Source organism: Rhodococcus sp. SB1D (assembly GCF_048573875.1).
GTDB classification, from domain to species: Bacteria; Actinomycetota; Actinomycetes; order Mycobacteriales; family Mycobacteriaceae; genus Rhodococcus_F; species Rhodococcus_F qingshengii.
In genome coordinates, this window is sequence record NZ_JBMAIQ010000008.1 from 1 (window position 1) to 18,170 (window position 18,170).

21 protein-coding genes and 1 riboswitch are annotated in these 18,170 nt (G+C 61.6%); of the genes, 11 read left to right on the forward strand and 10 right to left on the reverse strand.

Annotated features, from left to right (window positions below):
* Window positions 1–112 precede the first annotated feature (112 nt).
* Window positions 113–328 (reverse strand): BldC family transcriptional regulator, encoded by a 216-nt coding sequence (locus ACN50D_RS18265; RefSeq protein ID WP_003945782.1) that lies wholly within the window; start codon window positions 326–328, stop codon window positions 113–115.
* A gap of 111 nt (window positions 329–439) precedes the next feature.
* Here ACN50D_RS18265 and ACN50D_RS18270 point away from each other — a divergent pair, with 111 nt between their 5' ends.
* Complete coding sequence (locus ACN50D_RS18270; RefSeq protein ID WP_003945735.1) at window positions 440–847, forward strand: RidA family protein; 408 nt, start codon at window positions 440–442, stop codon at window positions 845–847.
* Between the two features lie 22 nt (window positions 848–869).
* Here ACN50D_RS18270 and ACN50D_RS18275 read toward each other — a convergent pair whose 3' ends face one another.
* Window positions 870–1,139: a DUF4235 domain-containing protein gene (locus ACN50D_RS18275; protein WP_003945929.1), complete on the reverse strand. Its 270-nt coding sequence runs from the start codon at window positions 1,137–1,139 to the stop codon at window positions 870–872.
* 187 nt (window positions 1,140–1,326) lie between these two features.
* On the opposite strand from ACN50D_RS18275, the gene ACN50D_RS18280 reads away from it, so the two are divergent.
* Window positions 1,327–1,542 carry a hypothetical protein gene (locus ACN50D_RS18280; protein ID WP_003945874.1) on the forward strand — a complete coding sequence of 72 codons (216 nt, stop codon included), beginning with the start codon at window positions 1,327–1,329 and terminating at the stop codon, window positions 1,540–1,542.
* 7 nt (window positions 1,543–1,549) lie between these two features.
* On the opposite strand, the gene ACN50D_RS18285 is transcribed toward ACN50D_RS18280, so the two are convergent.
* From ACN50D_RS18285 to ACN50D_RS18300, 4 genes are all read right to left on the reverse strand, one after another.
* On the reverse strand, window positions 1,550–2,707 hold the full coding sequence (locus tag ACN50D_RS18285; RefSeq protein ID WP_211921611.1) for an AI-2E family transporter: 1,158 nt from the start codon (window positions 2,705–2,707) through the stop codon (window positions 1,550–1,552).
* A gap of 64 nt (window positions 2,708–2,771) precedes the next feature.
* Window positions 2,772–3,248, reverse strand: coding sequence for a hypothetical protein (locus ACN50D_RS18290; RefSeq protein ID WP_003945539.1), 477 nt, complete (start codon window positions 3,246–3,248; stop codon window positions 2,772–2,774).
* A 135-nt stretch (window positions 3,249–3,383) separates the two neighbouring features.
* The gene (locus ACN50D_RS18295) at window positions 3,384–3,539 is read right to left on the reverse strand and encodes a DUF6131 family protein (RefSeq protein ID WP_003945564.1); all 156 of its coding nucleotides are present in this window, start codon (window positions 3,537–3,539) and stop codon (window positions 3,384–3,386) included.
* A 164-nt stretch (window positions 3,540–3,703) separates the two neighbouring features.
* On the reverse strand, window positions 3,704–4,105 hold the full coding sequence (locus ACN50D_RS18300) for a nuclear transport factor 2 family protein (RefSeq protein WP_054827323.1): 402 nt from the start codon (window positions 4,103–4,105) through the stop codon (window positions 3,704–3,706).
* A gap of 101 nt (window positions 4,106–4,206) precedes the next feature.
* Here ACN50D_RS18300 and ACN50D_RS18305 point away from each other — a divergent pair, with 101 nt between their 5' ends.
* Entirely contained in the window at window positions 4,207–5,547 is a 1,341-nt protein-coding gene (locus tag ACN50D_RS18305) for a DUF1254 domain-containing protein (RefSeq protein WP_054827303.1), read from the forward strand.
* A 50-nt stretch (window positions 5,548–5,597) separates the two neighbouring features.
* On the opposite strand, the gene ACN50D_RS18310 is transcribed toward ACN50D_RS18305, so the two are convergent.
* Window positions 5,598–6,389: an SDR family NAD(P)-dependent oxidoreductase gene (locus ACN50D_RS18310; protein ID WP_054827304.1), complete on the reverse strand. Its 792-nt coding sequence runs from the start codon at window positions 6,387–6,389 to the stop codon at window positions 5,598–5,600.
* A 166-nt stretch (window positions 6,390–6,555) separates the two neighbouring features.
* The gene (locus ACN50D_RS18315; protein WP_155419158.1) at window positions 6,556–6,714 is read right to left on the reverse strand and encodes a hypothetical protein; all 159 of its coding nucleotides are present in this window, start codon (window positions 6,712–6,714) and stop codon (window positions 6,556–6,558) included.
* A gap of 156 nt (window positions 6,715–6,870) precedes the next feature.
* Here ACN50D_RS18315 and ACN50D_RS18320 point away from each other — a divergent pair, with 156 nt between their 5' ends.
* The 5 genes from ACN50D_RS18320 to ACN50D_RS18340 all read left to right on the forward strand — a co-directional run bounded on the left by ACN50D_RS18320 (window position 6,871) and on the right by ACN50D_RS18340 (window position 11,582).
* Complete coding sequence (locus tag ACN50D_RS18320) at window positions 6,871–7,728, forward strand: siderophore-interacting protein (protein ID WP_054827324.1); 858 nt, start codon at window positions 6,871–6,873, stop codon at window positions 7,726–7,728.
* Between the two features lie 41 nt (window positions 7,729–7,769).
* Window positions 7,770–7,951: riboswitch (cobalamin riboswitch) on the forward strand.
* A gap of 57 nt (window positions 7,952–8,008) precedes the next feature.
* The gene (locus ACN50D_RS18325) at window positions 8,009–9,022 is read left to right on the forward strand and encodes an ABC transporter substrate-binding protein (RefSeq protein ID WP_054827305.1); all 1,014 of its coding nucleotides are present in this window, start codon (window positions 8,009–8,011) and stop codon (window positions 9,020–9,022) included.
* Window positions 9,023–9,775 (forward strand): class I SAM-dependent methyltransferase, encoded by a 753-nt coding sequence (locus tag ACN50D_RS18330; RefSeq protein WP_054827306.1) that lies wholly within the window; start codon window positions 9,023–9,025, stop codon window positions 9,773–9,775.
* Window positions 9,772–10,812: a FecCD family ABC transporter permease gene (locus ACN50D_RS18335; RefSeq protein ID WP_007734694.1), complete on the forward strand. Its 1,041-nt coding sequence runs from the start codon at window positions 9,772–9,774 to the stop codon at window positions 10,810–10,812. The genes ACN50D_RS18330 and ACN50D_RS18335 overlap by 4 nt, the downstream gene beginning before the upstream one ends.
* Window positions 10,809–11,582 (forward strand): ABC transporter ATP-binding protein, encoded by a 774-nt coding sequence (locus tag ACN50D_RS18340; protein ID WP_054827307.1) that lies wholly within the window; start codon window positions 10,809–10,811, stop codon window positions 11,580–11,582. Before ACN50D_RS18335 ends, ACN50D_RS18340 begins: the two co-directional genes overlap by 4 nt.
* A 15-nt stretch (window positions 11,583–11,597) precedes the next feature.
* Here the strand turns inward: ACN50D_RS18340 and ACN50D_RS18345 are convergent, their stop codons facing one another.
* The gene (locus ACN50D_RS18345) at window positions 11,598–13,958 is read right to left on the reverse strand and encodes an arylsulfatase (protein WP_208689816.1); all 2,361 of its coding nucleotides are present in this window, start codon (window positions 13,956–13,958) and stop codon (window positions 11,598–11,600) included.
* A 177-nt stretch (window positions 13,959–14,135) separates the two neighbouring features.
* Here ACN50D_RS18345 and ACN50D_RS18350 point away from each other — a divergent pair, with 177 nt between their 5' ends.
* The 3 genes from ACN50D_RS18350 to ACN50D_RS18360 are packed head-to-tail and all read left to right on the forward strand — an operon-like array spanning window position 14,136 to window position 16,479.
* Window positions 14,136–15,113 (forward strand): HAD family hydrolase, encoded by a 978-nt coding sequence (locus tag ACN50D_RS18350; RefSeq protein ID WP_208689817.1) that lies wholly within the window; start codon window positions 14,136–14,138, stop codon window positions 15,111–15,113.
* A 12-nt stretch (window positions 15,114–15,125) separates the two neighbouring features.
* The gene (locus tag ACN50D_RS18355) at window positions 15,126–15,992 is read left to right on the forward strand and encodes a hypothetical protein (protein ID WP_211921609.1); all 867 of its coding nucleotides are present in this window, start codon (window positions 15,126–15,128) and stop codon (window positions 15,990–15,992) included.
* Window positions 15,993–16,047: 55 nt separating this feature from the next.
* Window positions 16,048–16,479 carry a PPOX class F420-dependent oxidoreductase gene (locus ACN50D_RS18360; protein WP_065456058.1) on the forward strand — a complete coding sequence of 144 codons (432 nt, stop codon included), beginning with the start codon at window positions 16,048–16,050 and terminating at the stop codon, window positions 16,477–16,479.
* On the opposite strand, the gene ACN50D_RS18365 is transcribed toward ACN50D_RS18360, so the two are convergent.
* Window positions 16,480–17,856 (reverse strand): WS/DGAT/MGAT family O-acyltransferase, encoded by a 1,377-nt coding sequence (locus tag ACN50D_RS18365; RefSeq protein ID WP_003945789.1) that lies wholly within the window; start codon window positions 17,854–17,856, stop codon window positions 16,480–16,482. It lies immediately after the preceding gene.
* Between the last annotated feature and the right edge of the window lie 314 nt (window positions 17,857–18,170).

An 18,170-nucleotide genomic window follows, 5' to 3' on the forward strand; every position in this document is an offset into this window, starting at 1 on the left:
ACAAGGCAACGCACTCATCGTCCGCGTCCCCAAGGCCTGATTACTTCCTGCTGACCAGACAGGTCGCCGAGCCCTCATCATGCTCGGCGACCTGTCTGTTTCGTGCCGGAGGTTATTGGTGATCGAGCGTCGTCGAGCGGTTACGCAGCAACGTCTCGATCTCCGATCGCCGGTACCTCCGATGCCCGCCAAGGGTTCTCAGAGTGCCGACTTTGCCCTCCCTCGCCCATCTGGACACCGTGGTCCTGTCGACGTGGAACAGTGCTGCAACCTGTTTGGTCGTCAGCCACTCGTCGACAGGTGCTGTGTGCTCTTCTTCTCGGCTCATTGGCAGTCATTCGTAGCTGCCGACTGAATGGATGGGTCCGACGATGAATTGGCAACCCCTGGCGTGCTGTGAAAGACTCGCTGCAAAACTTTACTATTCCTTGGGGAAATAATGTCGAAGTCGGTAACTCTGATCCGTTCCACGTCACTCTCTTCGGTGGCTGAATATGCCTATGCAGCAACGGCTCCCGCCGAGGCCCGACTGATCTTCCTGGCCGGATCTTGTCCTCTGAACGCGGACGGCTCTACTGCCGCCATCGGCGACTACGCAGGACAGGCAGCCAAGGCCGTCGACAACCTGAGAACAGCTCTCTCGGACGCGGGCGCGTCCATCACCGACGTGATCAACACCCGCGTTCTGGTGGCGTCGAGCAATCAAGCCGACCTGGTTGCGGCGTGGGAGGTAGTCCGCGACGCGTTCGGTGATCACGACGCCCCGAGCACTCTGATGGGTGTGACCGTTCTCGGTTACGACGATCAACTGGTCGAGATCGAGGCAATCGCGGCCGTCGTCGACTGAACTCGAACCGAACCGGGCGTTCCTACCGAGGATCTTCATGAGCAAGGGCCCGGTAGCCCTTTGCCCCCGCACGATCCACTGCGGCTCGCACAACAGCGAAGATGGCTCCCTGCAGGGCTGCGGCGATCAGGACTTCCTTGCTCGACCTGCTCAAGTCTTTGGGCTCGGGCGCATTCTTGTCGTCACCGATGCGCTTCCACACCTGCTGGAAGACAGCGCCGGCCAAGATGCCGCCCAGGACGCTGGTCGCCAGTGAGAGTGGCTTGTACATCGCTTTCGATACTGCGCTCATTGCGCGGATCCTCCGTGGTTCGATACGTACCGCCTGAGCGGCTGACCGACTCTCACTACCCAGCAGGCGAGGTATCGAAACATTGCACCGGCGAGGCACGAAGACGACTGTCGCACGTTGTGTTCCACGGGTTTGCCACTTCTCGAGCCGGGTAGGATCGTCTTAGCGAAAGAAGGTTGTGTAAGTCATGGAAAACTACAGAATCGAACTACCGGACGGTACAACGGTGATGGAAGATTTCGTCTCGGATCGCGCCGCAATCGCATACGCGGTCGATCTGAATCACGGTTGTAGCGAGAAAGTCTCGGTATTCCGTATCACCGCCGAGGGAGAAACCATCCCGACTCGGATGTGCCCCAAGCCGAATCCTGGTTCTCGGCGTCGCGCGCGAAGCGTCCGATAGAAGCCGGTCAAGAAGCGTCGAGGCGCGGGAAGAGCGTCTCCCTTGCAAGCAGCAGCAAGGCCGCAGCGACCGGAACCGCCAGCAACGCACCGACAATACCGAGCAACGCTCCGCCCAACAGGACCGCGACCACAGTCACCAACGCCGGGACCGCTACCGTCTTCCCGATGATCTTCGGAACGAGCAGGTAGTCCTCGAGCAGACGTAACGCGATGAAGAATGCAACTGTCGCCAATGCCGTTGGGACAGAGACTGTCAAGGAGACCAGGGCGACGACAACCCCTGCGATCGTGGAACCGACTATCGGGATCAGATCGAGCAGAGCGACCAGCAGCGCCAGGATCAACGGATACGGCACGTCGAAGATCAACAACCACGCGAAGGTGCACACTGCGGTGATCACGGAGATCAGAACATTGCCGAGGACGTATCCACCCACACCTGCCAGTATCTGATCACCGATGGCGATTGCTCGTGGCCGCCGCGAATGTGGCACCAGCCGATACAGATTCGTGCGGATTCGTGGGTAGTCGATCAAGAAGTACGTCGTCAGTACAGCAACGATTCCAGCGTCGGCGACTGCGCTGAACACCGCCCGCCCCGCTCCGAGCAAACCCGTCGCGAGCGCAGACCCCGAACCGTCCAGTTGGGTGGTGAGGTGCTCCTCGAGGTGATACTTCTCGTCGAGGTCGCTGACGATCGGATACCGGTCACGAATGTGTGTCAGAAGTTCGGGAGCGTGTGATGCGAACTGACGTCCCTGCTCGACCAGCGGAGTGATCGCAGCAACGAGAAACAGCGCGAGCATCACCGCAATTCCGAGGAGTACCACGGTGACCGCGATCCAGCGCCGGAAATGTCTCCGCTCCAGCCAGACGATCATCGGTTCGATGCCCACCGCGAGAAACAATGCGACCACGATCAGGATCAACATGCCCCGCGCCGCAAGCAGCACCTCGATCACCGCGTACGTCACGGCAACTCCGGCCGCGGCGCTCAGTCCGATGAAGAACGGTGAACGACGATCGAATCTCGGTCCGGGTTCGCCCAGCGGCCGGACGGGCGTCGCCAATGCTGCGGCTTCACGTTCGGCTTCCGCCATCGGATCTATCGGTTGAACTTCGCTTTCGGAATCCGGTGATGTGTCCGCGGAACTGGGATCCATCCAAGCCACCTCACGATCCGCGCGACTTCCCGGCTCGAGGGTGAGTACCCGTGCCGCAGTCGGATCAACCTCGAGGCTTCTCCGCTCCGCTCCGTGTCAGCGCGAGCCCGGTTCCCACAACACCGATGATCGACACGGCGATGGCGATGCTCGGCCAACCGTCGCTCTGCCAGTAGACGTCGTCGAGAGTGATCAGTAGTGCGGCTTCGTCGACAATGAGTCCGAGCGCAATACCCAAGGCGATGCCCATCCAGGTTCTTGCGCGAGGACTTCGGTCGACGAGTCCGAAGATCGCTACTCCCGCCAACAGGAGAATTCCCCACAGGTAGTGATGCAGATGAGTGCCACCGGCGCTGATGTCGCCGACATCCCTGGTATCGATCTGGATCAACCAGGTCACCAGACGTGCTCCGCCGAACGTCAACGTGAAGGCCACCCACGCCAACACCAAACCGCGGCGCGATTCGTCAACCTGATTCCATCTGCGAGGGAATCTGAATCGCTCGGCAGATTTCTCTTCGTCATGGTCTCGAGAAAGCATCCTTCATGTTTACCCGATGCCGCTCAGATCGATAATTTGGGGTAGAGAGACCGAAAACCAGTTGGAGCACAAAAAGCGGTACCCGATCTCCGAAGAGATCGGGTACCGCCTTCTCAGCTACTCGCGCAGTATTGATCAATACCAGACTTTTCGTCCGCCCACTGCGCGCCCGGTAGCACCGAGGATGGACAAAACTGCACCTACGACGACCAAGATGATGCCGACGGTGGTCAGAATGCTCAACCCCGTGAAAAAGCCGATCAACGCCAGAATAATGCCGAGAACAATCATGTGAGAACCTCATCCGGTATGCGTATCAAAATGATCTACTCAACTGACGCTACTACAGAAACTTCACAATCGATAAATCCGATAAATACATTCATAAATGCGAAACTCGTATTACTACCCAATAGTGTCACCGTTAAAACATCAGCCTTTCTCTTATCTCTACGTCATAGTTCCACGTCCTCGATCTTCGCCTCGACCGCCGGCGTGATGTGGCTCAACACGCAGCACCAACGACCGTCTCGCCGCGCGAACACGTCGGTGGTCCACTCGTCGGCGTCGTATTGTCTGCCGCCGTAGTGCGCGGTATTGACGATCCGCGTGGTGAACAGTGCGACGTCACCGAAGAAACGCACGCGAGCGCTCCCGACGCGGTCCATCGTCGAATGAGTCAGGTCGCCCGAGGCCACGAAACCCAGGAACTCCGCTTTGGTCGACACTCCGGATTCCGAGACGATCACCCAGTCGTCTGCCATGAAATCGCCGATCCGTTCGGCGTCGTTCGAGCACATCGCGACGTTCCACTCGTCTGCGACAGCGACCAATGCCGCACTCTCCTGATCCGACATGTCTTCTCCCTCTACCGTCGTCACCCTCGGCGGGTGATGCCCCGACGGCAGGGTTCCCGCAGGGTGGACTTCGAACCGACGTGCACGACGAGAGGGCAGAGATGACAGACACCAGTCGCACCGAGCTTGCAGCTCAGGCGTATATCTACGGATTTCCCCTCGTTTTCAATCTCGACCAGGTCCATCGGTATGTTCACAACGGTGTCGGAGCGAACCCCGCCGCACCTTTCAACACCTTCAGCCACGCCCGAACACTGGCCGGGCCGGCAGACACTTTCGTCACGATCAACAACGACACCGTGTATTCCATGGCGCAGATCGATCTCTCTGTCGGCCCCGTTGCGCTGCACGTCCCCGATACCGATGGCCGTTACTACGTCCTCCAGTTCGTGGACGCCTGGACAAACAATTTCGCTTACGTCGGGCATCGGGCCACCGGCACGAAGAGCGGAGACTTCCTTCTCGTCCCACCCACCTGGACGGGAACCCCGGCGGACCAGACCACGGTGATCAGATTTCCCACGAACATTGCGTCGATCGTGGGCCGGTGGGCATGCGGTGGCGACGACGACCTCCCTGCGGTGCACGCCTTGCAGGACGCCACCACGCTGACCGTCGTCGACTCCACCGGAAACTCGGCGGGTCTCCCAGTGCCCGAACCCGGGGTAAGCCAGGACCTCCTGTTCCTCGAGAAACTCCGCATCTGGTCACAGGCGTTTCCGCCGGCCCCGCGAGATCGAGAACTCCAGGATTCCTTCTCCCTGATCGGAATCACCGAGCACGGGGCCTCTCCCTACGTATCGCTGTCTGCCGACGAGGCAGCCGCGTTGGCTGACGGATTGACGATCGGTGAGAAGAACCTGCTCGAGGCCCTCACGAAAGGCTCCAGCCCCGAAGTCAACGGATGGAAGCTCACATTCCACGCCTTCGACTACAACCTCGACTACTTCGAGGTCGGCACAATCGACGATTCACAATTCAAGATCGCCGATCCCAAGTTGCGCATCGTCGAACGCGCCGCGGCTGCCAAGGGCGGGCTGTGGGGCAACCACCCTTACGAAGCGGCGTACATCATGACCTACGTCGACGATCAGGGCGAGCAGTTGAACGGAACCCACACCTACACAATAAGACTCGACCCCACTCCGCCGGTGAGCGCCTTCTGGTCGCTGACGATGTACTCGGTGCCGGACTTCTTCCTCGTGGCGAACCCCGTCGACCGATACTCGATCGGCGACCGCACTCCAGGAATCGTCCACGACGCCGACGGTGCGTTGACGATCACGATCAGCCACGAGGAGCCGAAAGATCCCACGGCGAAGGCAAACTGGCTGCCCGCACCGCGCGGGGATTTCCGACCGGTACTGAGAATGTACGAACCTTCGCCCGCCGTGCTCGATCAGTCCTACGTCGTCCCCGCCATCACTCGCTCGCAAGAATGACGGCTCGCGTCTGACGGCCTGCCTGTGCGGGCCGTCAGACGGACTCAGAATCAGGCGTGTGTGCCGCCGTCGACACGGATCTCCGTGCCCGTGATGAAGGCACCATCGTCGGATGCCAACATCGCGATAACTCCCGCAACACTTTCCGGCCCGGCCATGGGGGCACCACCGGACTCCAGATCAGTGCTCAGAATCGGTGACAACTTGCCGAAGAGCGACCAGTCGGTGTCTTCCGGCAAGTACGACGCCGTAGTGTCGGTGATCCCGCTCTTCACACTGCCCGGAGCCACCGCGACGGCACGCAGACCCTGCTTGCCGTATTCGAGAGCCAGTGCGTGAGTGAAGGACTGGATTCCTCCCTTACTTGCGGCGTACGCGGCCATGTACGGGTGCGCGAAGGCCGCGGAGGTGGAACTGAAATTCACCACGACTGCGTTGGCGGTGGCGAGGAGAGCCGGCAGTGCCTGGCGGGTGACGAGGAAAGTGCCCGTCAAATTCACGGAGAGCACCTGATTCCACAGGTCCAGCGAGGTCTCGTGGGTGTGCCCACCACGCAGTATCCCGGCGGCGTTGACCAGTACGTCCAATCCCCCGAGAGTCGAAATCGCCTGACCCACAACCTTGATGACGGAACTCTCGTCAACGATATCGACGACGACGGTGTCGAGGCGATCCTCCGTCGAAGCATGTTCTGCCGATTTCCGGGTGTTCGCCAAACCCTGCTCGGAGATGTCGGCAGCGACCACGCGGCCACCTTCGGCGAGCAACCGCAGCGCGGTGGCCTGCCCGATTCCAGATCCTGCGCCGGTGACGAGAATACGACGACCTTCGAAACGATTCATTGCTGTGTACCTTTCACGAAAACGAGTTGGCTGGCATTCCAGGCTCGGTGGCGCCGACACTCACAACTCACCCGCGAGAAACTTCAGGTACGGGAAATGCGCAGCACTGCAACAGGTGTGGCACTGCGAAATCTCGGCGAGGCAATGCTCGCCGAAGTGGCGAATGTCAGACGGATCCGGCCGGTGCGGCCAAGGCTCTTTCGATCCAGACAAGACCGGACGGGCGGCGGTCGATCGCCTTACGCCCACGTCGGAAAGTCGCTACGCCGAATCGGGCCGTGCGCAGTGCACGGCCGGAAGCGAGAGAACAGCGGCGTATGGACATCACAGGCACGGTAGCAGCGCCGGCACCACTCGCTCAACCGCGTCGTTTCGAGACCCGAATCATTCAGGTAATCAGATGTCACTTCTGGACAACTCGCTCGACTTAGGCAGCACTAACCTGGCGGCATCCCGAAAACCCGATCCAGGAGCACAGTCGATGACACATGCAGACGCCTCGCGCACAACAACTCCCCCGACGACCGTCCTAAGGACCGCTGACCACAATCGCGGACTCAACGACGTTCTCGCGATCGTCGAAGCGATGGAGCGACCGAGCGATCACCTGCTGCGGATCACGGCTCGTTTGACGGAGTCGACCGACGATCCGACCTGGTCACGCCCGAATGTGACCGTACGCATGAATCTCGGGCCGGCCTTCGACGACGCTTCGCGCGTGTACACGGTGCGTTCCTACGATTCAGCGAGCGGATCGATCGTCGTCGATGTGGTCCTGCACGGACAGACCAGTCCGATGATGAGGTGGGCAGCAACGTTGGCCGTCGGTGACACCTTCGGCCTCACCGGTCCGCGGCCACACTTCTTGATCCCTGATGTTCCTGGTCGACGTATCGCACTTTTTCTGGACGGCACCGCAATACCCGCATTGCACTCGATCATCGAGCAGTTACCTACCGACGTCGTCGGAATCGGCTGGGTCACAACAGATGACGAGGTCGCCTTCGCCGAACTGCCCGCCCTCCCCGGCCTGGAGCTTCACCGCGTGAGCGCAGATCCGGCCGAGCCCGACGGCCCACTGGCGGTACGAGCACGCGAGCTCGCCAATCCCGCGAGCTACGTCGTGTGGGGCGCCGGTGAACGCAACGAGATGCGCGCAATCCGGAAGCACTTTCGATCGACCGTCGGACTCGACAAAAACGACGTCGCGATATTCGGATATTGGAAGGAGGGCGTCAGCAACACCGAAATCGACCTCCGTCGACGCGAGAACTACGAGCGCATCCTCGCCGACGGCGGAACCCTCACCGACATCGACGACCTGGCCATCGAGATCTGATTGCCTCACACCAGCCGACCTGACCGGCGGTGCACTGCGGTGATAAGTTCCTCTGTGCCAGCGGACCTCCACACAGGGGGTCAGGGAATCCGGTGTGAATCCGGAACTGACGCGCAGCGGTGAGGGTGACCGCCCGGGCTTACGCCACTGGATGAGAATCTGGGAAGGCGCTCGGGTGGGGCGATCTCGAGTCCGAATACCGGCTGGCAGCAGGGGTCAACAGGCGCCTGTTCACACGGTAACGGGCTCCGCGAACGAGCCCCTGCGAGAACGAGATTCCATGCGTCTGTCCAGACTTCGCCTACCCGCCGCCGCCGTCGCTGCCCTGTTGAGCGCGTCGTTGGTTGCCTGCTCCTCCGACGACAGTGCTGCCCGACAATCCAACTCTTCCGAACAATCGCGCGTGACAGTCCAGAACTGTGGCCGAGACGTCACGGTGGAGCGACCGATCGAACGGGCAATCGCGGTAAATCAACCTGCAGCAGAGATGCTGTTCGCACTGGGAGTGCAGGACCGGATGGCCGGGTACGCCATGAGCGATGACGATGTCCTCCCAGAACTGCGCGAGGCGCGTGGTCAGGTCCAGGCGTTCGACACCGAGTTCCCGTCATTCGAAAGTGTCCTCGAACGCGAACCGGACATGGTCTACACGACGTTCAACTACACGTTCACCTCGGAGGGCATCGCCGACCGGATCAAGTTCACCGACCTCGGTGTCGCGACATATCAGTCACCCAGCGAGTGCACCGGTCAGGATGCCGAGCAGAGCAAGGCCCTCACGCTCGACGACTTGTACGACGAAATCGACGACGTGGCAACACTGTTCGATGTCAAGGACAAAGGTGTCGACCTCACCGAGAATTTGAAGGATCGCGCGGCCACCGCCACGGCGGCACTGGGAGCTGAGAACGTGACGCTGGCGTGGTGGTACGCAGCCACGAAGACTCCGTACTTCGCCGGGTGCTGCGGTGCACCGGGAATCATGACCGACGCGGTGGGTGCGAAGAACGCCTTCGACGACAACAAGCAGTACTGGCCCGAAATCGGTTGGGAGAGTGTCCTCGATCGAGACCCGACCGTGCTGGTGCTCGCAGATCTCGACCGCGGTGGAGACGGCGACAGTGCCGCAGACAAGATCGCGTTCCTCGAATCGGACCCGGTCGCCAGCAAGCTCACCGCAGTGAAGAACAAGCGTTACATCATCCTCGAAGGAACGACGATGGATCCCTCGATCCGCAATGTCGGTGGCATCGAACAGCTCTCCGACGGGCTGCGCCAGTTGGGTGTGGTCTAGATGTCCGCGGAGATCTGTGAACTGGTGCGTCGGTGGGACGACCAGCAGGCGGCATACATCGCCGACCGTGAGAAGCGCTTCGACGTGATTCTCGACGTCCTCGAATTGCAGCACGCGCACGCCCCGTTCACGGTTGTCGACCTGGCCTGCGGGCCGGGTTCACTGAGCGCCCGGATTCTCGAAAAGTTCGAGCATGCGAGCGTTGTGGGGATCGATTACGACCCGATGCTGCTGGAGCTCGCCCGCCAGTCGTCGACGCGTTTCGGTGACCGACTGCAGCTGATCGACGCAGACCTGGCGGGAGCCGATTGGCCGAATTCGGTGGCTGCGCCGGTTCAGGCGATAGTGTCGACAACCGCGCTGCACTGGTTGCAACCGCAGCAGCTCGTCGAGGTGTATCGGCAGTGCCGCGAACTGCTGAGCCCTGCCGGCGTTCTGCTCAATGGTGATCACTTTCGCTTCGACGGCCGATCCCCCGTCATAAGCCGATGGGCGAACGCTCACGACGAGCAGACGCAACGCTCCGCCTTTGCTGCGGGCGCTCCCGAGTGGGACAGCTGGTGGGACGAGCTGCGGGCCACTCACGGCATCGGGGCACTGACCGACGAGCGTGAGCGTAGATTCGCCGGACGTGACGCCACCGCGCCCACAGCCGTCGACTTCCAGTTGGCGGCGCTCGCGCAAGCAGGTTTTCGGGAGTCGGGGACGGTCTGGCAACTGTTCGACGACTACGTGGTCTACGGCGTGAGATGACGACAAGAGTTCGGCTGCGTGACAACCCGACGACCGTCACCCTGCTGTGGGTGATCGGTGTTGTCACGCTGGCCGGATCAGCCGCCGTTGCCATCACGTTGGGGCCGGCCGGTCTGTCGGTCGGTGAGGTGGCTTCGATTGTCGTCGGCCATCTCGGCGGTACCGCGGCGGACGTCACCCCTATCCGTGACGGCATCGTGTGGGACCTCCGTCTGCCGCGCACCCTGCTCGCCGCGCTCTGCGGTGCCGGTCTCGGGTTGTGCGGTGCGATCATGCAGTCGCTGCTTCGCAATCCGCTGGCCGATCCGTTTGTCCTCGGTATCTCGTCCGGCGCCTCGACCGGTGCCGTACTGATCGTGATCCTCGGAGTCGGGTCGGGAGTGATCGGCTTGTCGAGCGGCGCCTTCATCGGCGCGGTGATCTCCTTCGCCCTTGTGTTGCTGCTCGCCCATGCGGCCGGCGGCACGCCGGATCGGGTGATCCTGGCCGGTGTCGCCGCGACCCAACTGTTCTCCGCGCTCACCTCGTTCATCGTCATCACCTCGGCCGATCCCGAGCAGACCCGCGGCGTGATGTTCTGGCTCCTGGGCTCACTCGGCGGCGCCGACTGGCTCGACGTCGCACTCTGCGCTGCGGTGGTCGCAGTCGGCCTCGTGGTCTGTCTGACTCACTCCCGCGCACTCGACGCCTTTGCCTTCGGCGAGGACGCGGCGTCGTCGCTGGGGGTGAACGTGTGGCGGGTGCGTGTGACCCTGTTGTTGGCAACAGCCTTGATGACCGCGGTGATCGTGAGCGTCGCAGGTGCCATCGGCTTCGTGGGCCTGGTCCTCCCGCACGCGGCGCGGGCTCTCGTCGGTTCGAACCACCGCCGACTCCTGCCCGCGTCCGCACTGATCGGCTCCATCTTCCTTGTCTGGGTCGACGCTGTGGCACGCACAGCCATTGCGCCGCAGGAACTCCCGGCCGGTGTGGTGACCGCGCTGGTCGGTGTGCCTGCGTTTGCCGTCATCCTCTGGAGACGGAAGGCCAGGCCATGACACTCGAAGCTACCGGCGTCAGTTGGCGGGTCGGCGGGGCGCTCATAGTCGACGACCTCGACGTCTCGCCTACAACCGGAAGTACGGTGGGGCTTCTCGGCCCCAACGGTTCGGGGAAATCGACGCTGCTGAAACTGCTTGCCGGGCACAATCGTCCGACGTCCGGTGTCGTGACCCTGGACCGAACCCCGTTGTCCGACTGGAAACGCCGCGACGTCGCGCGTCGGATCGCGACCGTTGATCAGCACAGCAACACCGAGATCGATCTGACGGTCGCGGAGGTAGTCGAACTCGGACGCACACCGCACCGCGGACTGTGGGGTGGGCAGTCGGATTCCGATCGCGACGCCGTTCGGGCAGCGATCGAACACACCGACCTCGCCGGCATGCTGGACCGGTCGTGGCACACCCTGTCCGGCGGGGAGCGCCAACGCGTCCAGATCGCGCGCGCCCTCGCTCAGGAACCGCACGAGTTGCTACTCGACGAGCCGACCAATCACCTGGACATCAACCATCAACTCGAATTGCTCGCGCTCGTGCGACGCCTCCCCACCACCACGATCATGGCATTGCACGATCTGAATCTGGCCGCCATGTTCTGCGATTCGATAGTGATGCTGAACCGGGGATCCATCGTTGCCCACGGAAGCCCGACCGAGGTCCTCACCGCTGACCTGATAGCCGAGGTCTACCAGGTCGACGCCGAGGTTCGCCTGGACGGTCCCGGCGGAGTACCTACCGTGCGATACCTTCCACCCGGCTCGAACTAGACGCACTCGGAACTGTCATTCACGCGAGAGCATCGCCACTGCTTCGCGTTCGAGGTCGACGTACGGTTCACCACTGACGTCGATGGCCACCCGGTTGAGCGTTCCACCCGTGAACGCCCAAGGTGACGTACCCGGGTAGTCGTCGGTTACGGGCTCCCCGCTGTCACGGCCTGCATTGAGCCCTTCGCCGCCACCGATGCTGAACTTGCCTGGCTGAGTGCGGATTCTGCCCTCACCGACTTTCCGATCGCCGTAGTAGAGGCCGAGCACCCCGTGCGCAGTGCCCGGCGGATCCTCGCCTTCCTTCTCGAAAGTTGCTGCCAAGATCATATTTTCGCCGATCGGAAGGTCTTCGGTGGCATCGATCTTCTGCTGTTCACTGCCGAGGAAGTTGTACACGTAATGCAGGCGGTTGTCCTTGACGTACAGCGAATGACCACCGAACCTGCCACCATGCGAGAAAAGCACACCGGTCGCACCGGGTTCGGCCAAATCGACAACTGCCCCGATCGAGAATGAACGATTACGAAGGTTGACGGCGACGGCCTCCGGCACCTCGGCTCCGCCCGGGCGGTAGACATACCGGTTTCGCGGCGGGGCCAACTGAGGGCGAGGCGTGGTGAGAAGTTCGACACCGGACCGATCGTCCAGTGGCAGAGCTTGATTGGCACCGGCCTCGTGGAACCACAACCCCACCAGCTCTGCCAGCCTGCCGGGTTCTTCATCCGCAAGGTTCCGGAGCTCGGCTCGGTCCAACTCTGTGTGGTAGAGCTCCCAGGTGTCTTCCGAGAAATGGCCCCACCCGCTCAGAGTCGGGTGCGTGGTGACGGCCTTCCAGCCGTCATGCCAAATTCCTCGTCCTCCGAGCATCGAATAGAACTGGGTGTGCTTGGCGGTGGGGATGTTGCCGGCATCGAAGCTGTACCGCATGCTCACGCCTTGAATCGGGTGCTGGGTGTACCCCTTCACCGTGTCAGGCAAGTCGACGCCGACGCAGTCGAGCAGAGTCGGGACGACGTCAATGGCGTGATGGTACTGATCTCGAATCTCGCCACGGGCATCGATGCCCTCCGGCCACGAGATGATGCATGGGTCGCAGGTTCCACCGTTGAACGAGTACCGCTTCCACATCTTGAAGGGCGTGTTGAACGCCATCGCCCACCCGTTGGGATAGTGGTTGTACGTCTCGGTGCTGCCCAACTCGTCCAGCTTCGCCAGGTTCTCGGCTAGGTCGTCGGGTACACCGTTCGCAATCTTGTTCTCGTTGACAGATCCGTCGGGTCCGCCCTCACCGCTGGCACCGTTGTCGGAGACCACCACGATGATCGTGTTGTCGAGCTGCTCGATTTCTTCGAGGTATCCGAGCAGGCGTCCGATCTGATCGTCACAGTGCGAGAGGAAGCCCGCGTATACCTCCGCCATCCGTGAGAACAGTCGCTGCTCGTCAGCGGAGAGGGTGTCCCAGGGGCGGGTGAAATCCAGCGGCGGGAACGGTTCGCCGTCGGGCCCGGTGCGGGTCTCAGGAGTGCCTATCGGGTTGAGTGAGGGCAGGGTCGTGTCTTTCGGGACAAGTCCCATTTCCTTCTGTCTGGCCAGAATCTCGTCCCGCATGGCTTCGTACCCTGCGTCGAACCTGCCTGCGTAGCGATCGGCCCATTCGCGGGGCGCGTGATGCGGAGCGTGTGCGCACCCGGGTGCGTAGTAGAGAAATACAGGCCGGTCCGGAGCTATCGACTTCACGTCACCGATGTATTCGAGCGCTCTGTCGGTGATATCGACGCTGAAGTGATACCCCTCTTCGGGCGTCGACGGCTGTTCGACGGGGTGGTTGTCGTGGACGAGATCGGGATACCACTGATTGGTCTCGGCGCCGAGAAAGCCGTAGAACCGCTCGAATCCGCGGCCGACCGGCCAATTCCGTTTCGTGGAAGCAAGATTCATCTCGTCTTCTGCGCACAGGTGCCACTTGCCGACCATCGCGGTGCTGAATCCCTGCTCGACCAGAACCTCGGCGAGCGTGGCACATTCGGGAGGGATGTGACCGTTTCCGCCGGGAAAACCGACCGCGCACTCGCTGATGCAGGCCATGCCGTTGGTCGTGTGGTTTCGCCCGGTGAGCAGACACGATCGCGTCGGGGAGCACAGCGCTGTGGTGTGCCACTGCCCGTACCGCAATCCGTTGCCCGCGATGCGGTCGATGTTGGGCGTCTCGATCGGTCCCCCGTAACAACCCAAGGCGCCGTATCCGACGTCGTCGAGAACGATGTAAAGAATACTCGGTGTGCCGGCGGCGGCCTTCGGCTGCTCGTACGGGCTCCAGTCGGGAATCGAATCGCGAATATCGAGGTTGACGACGCCTTTGAATGCGTTGGCCATGATCTGGCTCCTTGTAGGTCATCTGATTTCCAGCCTCTACGGCCGCATGGTGAATCGCATACCCCGATTGTGGTCACCGAACCGCTGTCGCCCGAAATGGGCGATGCCATTTTCGGCAGGAGATCCGAGTATGAGAGTGCCGGATTTGTCATCGACTCACTGGAAGCCAGGGACCACATGAGCAGTCAATTCGTTGAAGCCTCCACCTCCGACACCTGCGACCCGCTACCGAGCTGGCAAGACGGCCCGCCGAAGCAGGCCGTCCGGCGATTCGTCGAACGCGCGACGACTGAGGGAAGTCCGGACGAAATCGCACCGGAAGACAGGATCGCAGTCTTCGACAACGACGGAACCCTGTGGTGTGAGAAGCCGATGCCGATCCAACTCGACTTCATCCTGCGCCGCCTCGTCGAGATGACCAACCAGGATCCGACTCTTCGCAACCGTCAACCGTGGCAGGCGGCGTTCGAAAAGGACTACGCCTGGTTGAACGATGTGATCTCGAAGCACTATCGCGGCGACGACAGCGCACTGAAGGTGCTCGCGGCCGGTGTCCTGGCGGCATTCGCCGAAGTCACGGTCGACGAATTCGAAACCCACGCCGATACCTACCTGCGCACTGCTTCGCACCCCACTCTCGGTCGCGAGTATCTGCACTGCAGCTATGCACCCATGGTGGAGTTGCTCGATTACCTTGCAGCCAAGGGATTCTCGAACTACATAGTCTCTGGAGGCGGACGTGACTTCATGCGTCCGATCAGCCAGGAGGTCTACGGAATCCCCCGAGATCGCGTCATCGGCAGCGGCGTGGCCTTGACGTGGAAGGACGACGGGCACAGCGGCACAATTCTCCGTCAGCCCCAAACCGATGTCGTCGACGACGGGCCGGCCAAGCCCGTACAGATCTGGAACCGAATCGGCCGACGACCTGTCATCGCGGCCGGAAACAGCAACGGTGACCTACCTATGTTGAAGTTCGCCGAACACCCGAACGTTCCGGCACTTCGCCTTCTGGTGCTCCATGACGATCCGGAACGCGAGTTCGACTACGTGGACGGGGCCGAGCACGCACTCGACGTCTCGCGCGCAAACGGGTGGACGGTGGTGAGCATCAAGAACGACTGGAAGACAGTCTTCGAACGATTCGCCGAATGACAGTATTGATACGTGACCCTCGATGATGTCGCCGACGAACTCTACGGCCTCGACCCCGGCGAGTTCGTAGAGTCGCGTACAAAGCATGTGAAGGCTGCCCGGGACGACAACGACCGCGCACTGGCCGCAGAGATCGGAAAACTTCGGAAGCCGACCACCGTGGGGTGGTTGGTCAATCTCATCTCGCGCGATGCACCAGAGGATCTGGATGCACTTCTCGCGCTTGGCGAATCGCTACGCGACGCTCAACGCCATCTCTCGGGCCCGGACTTGCGACGGCTGACGACACAGAGGCAGCAGGTGGTGCGGAGTCTCGCCCACAAATCCGGTGAGATCGCCGCTTCGCGGGGAAAGAGCGTCGGCGAGGATTCGTTGCGCGATGTCGCGCAGACTCTCAATGCCGCCCTGGCCGATGAGGAGACTGCCGCGCAGGTTCGACTCGGACGGGTCGTGACCGCCGCGAGTTACAGCGGTTTCGGGCCGGCGGGACTTGCTGTAGTGGAGGAGGATTCTGCACAAGACGCCCCTGCGATCCCCACCGAAGAACACGCTCCGGCCAAGTCCACTGCTCCGGATCGCAAGGCCGAACAAGCCAAGGCGAAAGCAGAATTGAAGGAAGCCAGGGCAGGCGTCGAGAAGATCCGACGACGGGTCAAGGCCGAGACCGCCCAATTCGAGGATACCAGGTCAAAGCTGTCCGACCTCGACCGTCGCATCGAAGAACTCCGCGCCGATCTCGAACACGCAGAACAAGAACGACAGTTCGCCAAGAACACCGAGAAGGCTGCCCGCGTCGCAGTTCGAGAGTCCGAGGAGGAACTTCGCGAGGCCGAGTGGCGGGTCGACGAAGCAGAAGAGGCCCTCGACGAGATGGAATGAGTTGTACGTTCGGAGATCTTGACCTCTACAGCAGTTCAGGTTCTAGCGTGATTTCATGACATTCACCCGAATCGAACTCGACTACCTGGCCACACAGACTCTCGGTCGCCTCGCGACGGTTCAACGGAACGGAACGCTGCAAGTCAGTCCGGTCGGGTTCCACTACAACCCGGATACAGCCACGATCGACATCAGCGGTTACAACATGACGGGCAGCCGTAAGTTTCACAATGTCGCAGACAACGGTCGGGTCGCGTTCGTCGTGGACGACATCGCATCCGTAGATCCATGGCAGGTCAGGTGCGTCGAAATCCGTGGCCGGGCAGAGGCTTTGGATGCTACTGGTGCTGCTGCACATGGTCTCGACGCACCGATCATCCGTATCCACCCCGAACGCATCATCAGCTTCGGCCTCGACGACAAAGAACTGGACGTCCACCAGTTGGTCGTGAACGGACGTGACGTCGGAAGGCGCGAGTCGAATTGATCAGCCTGCGGCGGCTTCGAGCTCACTCAAGGATTCCTCGAGATGGCCGAGGAGCCGCTGCAAGTGCGGAACATTGCGGCGGCAGCCGACGAGCCCGAACTGCATGGTGTCCGCGTAGCCGATGACGGTGATGTTCATCGCCTGCCCGTCCAACGGAATCGATGCCGGGTAACAGCTCTCGAGTTTCGCGCCATTCCAATAGCGCGTCGTTGTCGGGCCGGGGACGTTGGAAATCACCAGATTGAAGACTGGACGCCCAGTGATCAGTCGGGATGAACCGGGGATCAGCGGCAGCCCGAGACCCGCGACGTTCAATGCACTGAGCGCCGTGATCTGCAGGGGCGTCAGGCCCGACATCAGGGACTTGGCGCTACTCATCGAGTCGTGAACTCTCTGAAGTCGGGCCGCCGGATCTGCCAATTCGGTTGCCAGATCACACAACACCGCACCCACGGCATTGCCGGAAGCCTCACCCTCTTCGCCTTTGCGAAGGGATACCGGCACCATCGCGATCAACGGTTTGTCCGGCAACTCGTCCAGTTCGATCAGGTATCGCCGTAGCGCACCCGCGCACATTGCCAACACCGCATCGTTGAGCGTCACGTCTGCAACGCAGCTGACCTTGCGCAGGCGCTCGATCGGCCACGACTGCGCGGCGACACGCCTCGCTCCGGTGATCGGGACGTTGAAGATCGATTTCGGGGCAGCAAACGGCAACGGTGCGACGTGGTCCTTCACTGCCGAGGCAGCGGCGTTCACTATCGCAGGGCCGACCCCGACCACATCTTGCACGGTCTCGATCACGGAGCCCACCCGCCTCTGCAGGTCCAGCCCGCGACCGGCACGAACCCGCCCCGAAGAAGGTCGTTGCGCCCACGGAGGCATCGAATGTCGATCGTGCGGATCCGACGAGAGGCTGCGGTACCACGCCTGAACAGCAGACACACCATCCATGAGCGCGTGGTGCGTCTTCATGTACACGGCAACTCGGCCGTCGGCGAGACCTTCGATCACGTACGCCTCCCACAGCGGCCGATGCCGATCGAGCAGCGTGCCGTGGAGCATGGAGGTCAGCTCGAGCAACTCGCGGACTCGACCCGGCTTGGGCAGCGCGAGCAACCGGACGTGATACTCGAGATCGACGTCTGCGTCCTCCGTCCAACGCACCGGCGCGAAGTTCGACAAGAACTGCACCGGCTTGCGACGGAAGAGGGGCCGAATCGAGTCGACGTCGGTGAGCGAACGGTAGAGCGACCTGGCGAATTCGCCGTCGTCCCCTTCCGGCGGAACGAAAAGCGACAGGCCACCGACGTGCATGGGATGCTCCCGTGACTCCATCAGAAGGAACATCGAGTCGAGCGGCAGCATCAGCGTCATGGCGATCCGTTCTCTCGGGCAGCTGCCCGGAGTACCGATCAGCCGCTGTTCGACAAAGTTACTCGCCCTGACTTCCCTCATTGGCGACTCCGACAAAACATTGCCCCCTCGATTTCGACAGGAGTCCGATATTCCCGTCGACGAACGCCTTTTCGGGTCGAAGCACCTCACAGCGATTCGCGGGTGAATGACGAGACACAGAGCACTGCAACAAATTTCAATCCTCACAGCCGCAAGTAGTAGCGGAGGCGATCGCAGTAATACTTTTGTCGGAATTGTTTCAAATTGTCTGTACATCCAAGTCACACGTGACT

Bases quoted from the DNA above. Each gene is read 5' to 3' on its own strand.
- ACN50D_RS18335 (WP_007734694.1), top strand. From the start codon at position 9,772: ATGACGACAAGAGTTCGGCTGCGTGACAACCCGACGACCGTCACCCTG.
- ACN50D_RS18275 (WP_003945929.1), bottom strand. From the start codon at position 1,139: ATGAGCGCAGTATCGAAAGCGATGTACAAGCCACTCTCACTGGCGACC.
- ACN50D_RS18325 (WP_054827305.1), top strand. From the start codon at position 8,009: ATGCGTCTGTCCAGACTTCGCCTACCCGCCGCCGCCGTCGCTGCCCTG.
- ACN50D_RS18340 (WP_054827307.1), top strand. From the start codon at position 10,809: ATGACACTCGAAGCTACCGGCGTCAGTTGGCGGGTCGGCGGGGCGCTC.
- ACN50D_RS18365 (WP_003945789.1), bottom strand. From the start codon at position 17,856: ATGACGCTGATGCTGCCGCTCGACTCGATGTTCCTTCTGATGGAGTCA.
- ACN50D_RS18300 (WP_054827323.1), bottom strand. From the start codon at position 4,105: ATGTCGGATCAGGAGAGTGCGGCATTGGTCGCTGTCGCAGACGAGTGG.
- ACN50D_RS18345 (WP_208689816.1), bottom strand. From the start codon at position 13,958: ATGGCCAACGCATTCAAAGGCGTCGTCAACCTCGATATTCGCGATTCG.
- ACN50D_RS18315 (WP_155419158.1), bottom strand. From the start codon at position 6,714: ATGTCCATACGCCGCTGTTCTCTCGCTTCCGGCCGTGCACTGCGCACG.
- ACN50D_RS18270 (WP_003945735.1), top strand. From the start codon at position 440: ATGTCGAAGTCGGTAACTCTGATCCGTTCCACGTCACTCTCTTCGGTG.
- ACN50D_RS18280 (WP_003945874.1), top strand. From the start codon at position 1,327: ATGGAAAACTACAGAATCGAACTACCGGACGGTACAACGGTGATGGAA.
- ACN50D_RS18320 (WP_054827324.1), top strand. From the start codon at position 6,871: ATGACACATGCAGACGCCTCGCGCACAACAACTCCCCCGACGACCGTC.
- ACN50D_RS18285 (WP_211921611.1), bottom strand. From the start codon at position 2,707: ATGGATCCCAGTTCCGCGGACACATCACCGGATTCCGAAAGCGAAGTT.
- ACN50D_RS18350 (WP_208689817.1), top strand. From the start codon at position 14,136: ATGAGCAGTCAATTCGTTGAAGCCTCCACCTCCGACACCTGCGACCCG.
- ACN50D_RS18265 (WP_003945782.1), bottom strand. From the start codon at position 328: ATGAGCCGAGAAGAAGAGCACACAGCACCTGTCGACGAGTGGCTGACG.
- ACN50D_RS18330 (WP_054827306.1), top strand. From the start codon at position 9,023: ATGTCCGCGGAGATCTGTGAACTGGTGCGTCGGTGGGACGACCAGCAG.
- ACN50D_RS18305 (WP_054827303.1), top strand. From the start codon at position 4,207: ATGACAGACACCAGTCGCACCGAGCTTGCAGCTCAGGCGTATATCTAC.
- ACN50D_RS18290 (WP_003945539.1), bottom strand. From the start codon at position 3,248: ATGCTTTCTCGAGACCATGACGAAGAGAAATCTGCCGAGCGATTCAGA.
- ACN50D_RS18295 (WP_003945564.1), bottom strand. From the start codon at position 3,539: ATGATTGTTCTCGGCATTATTCTGGCGTTGATCGGCTTTTTCACGGGG.
- ACN50D_RS18360 (WP_065456058.1), top strand. From the start codon at position 16,048: ATGACATTCACCCGAATCGAACTCGACTACCTGGCCACACAGACTCTC.
- ACN50D_RS18310 (WP_054827304.1), bottom strand. From the start codon at position 6,389: ATGAATCGTTTCGAAGGTCGTCGTATTCTCGTCACCGGCGCAGGATCT.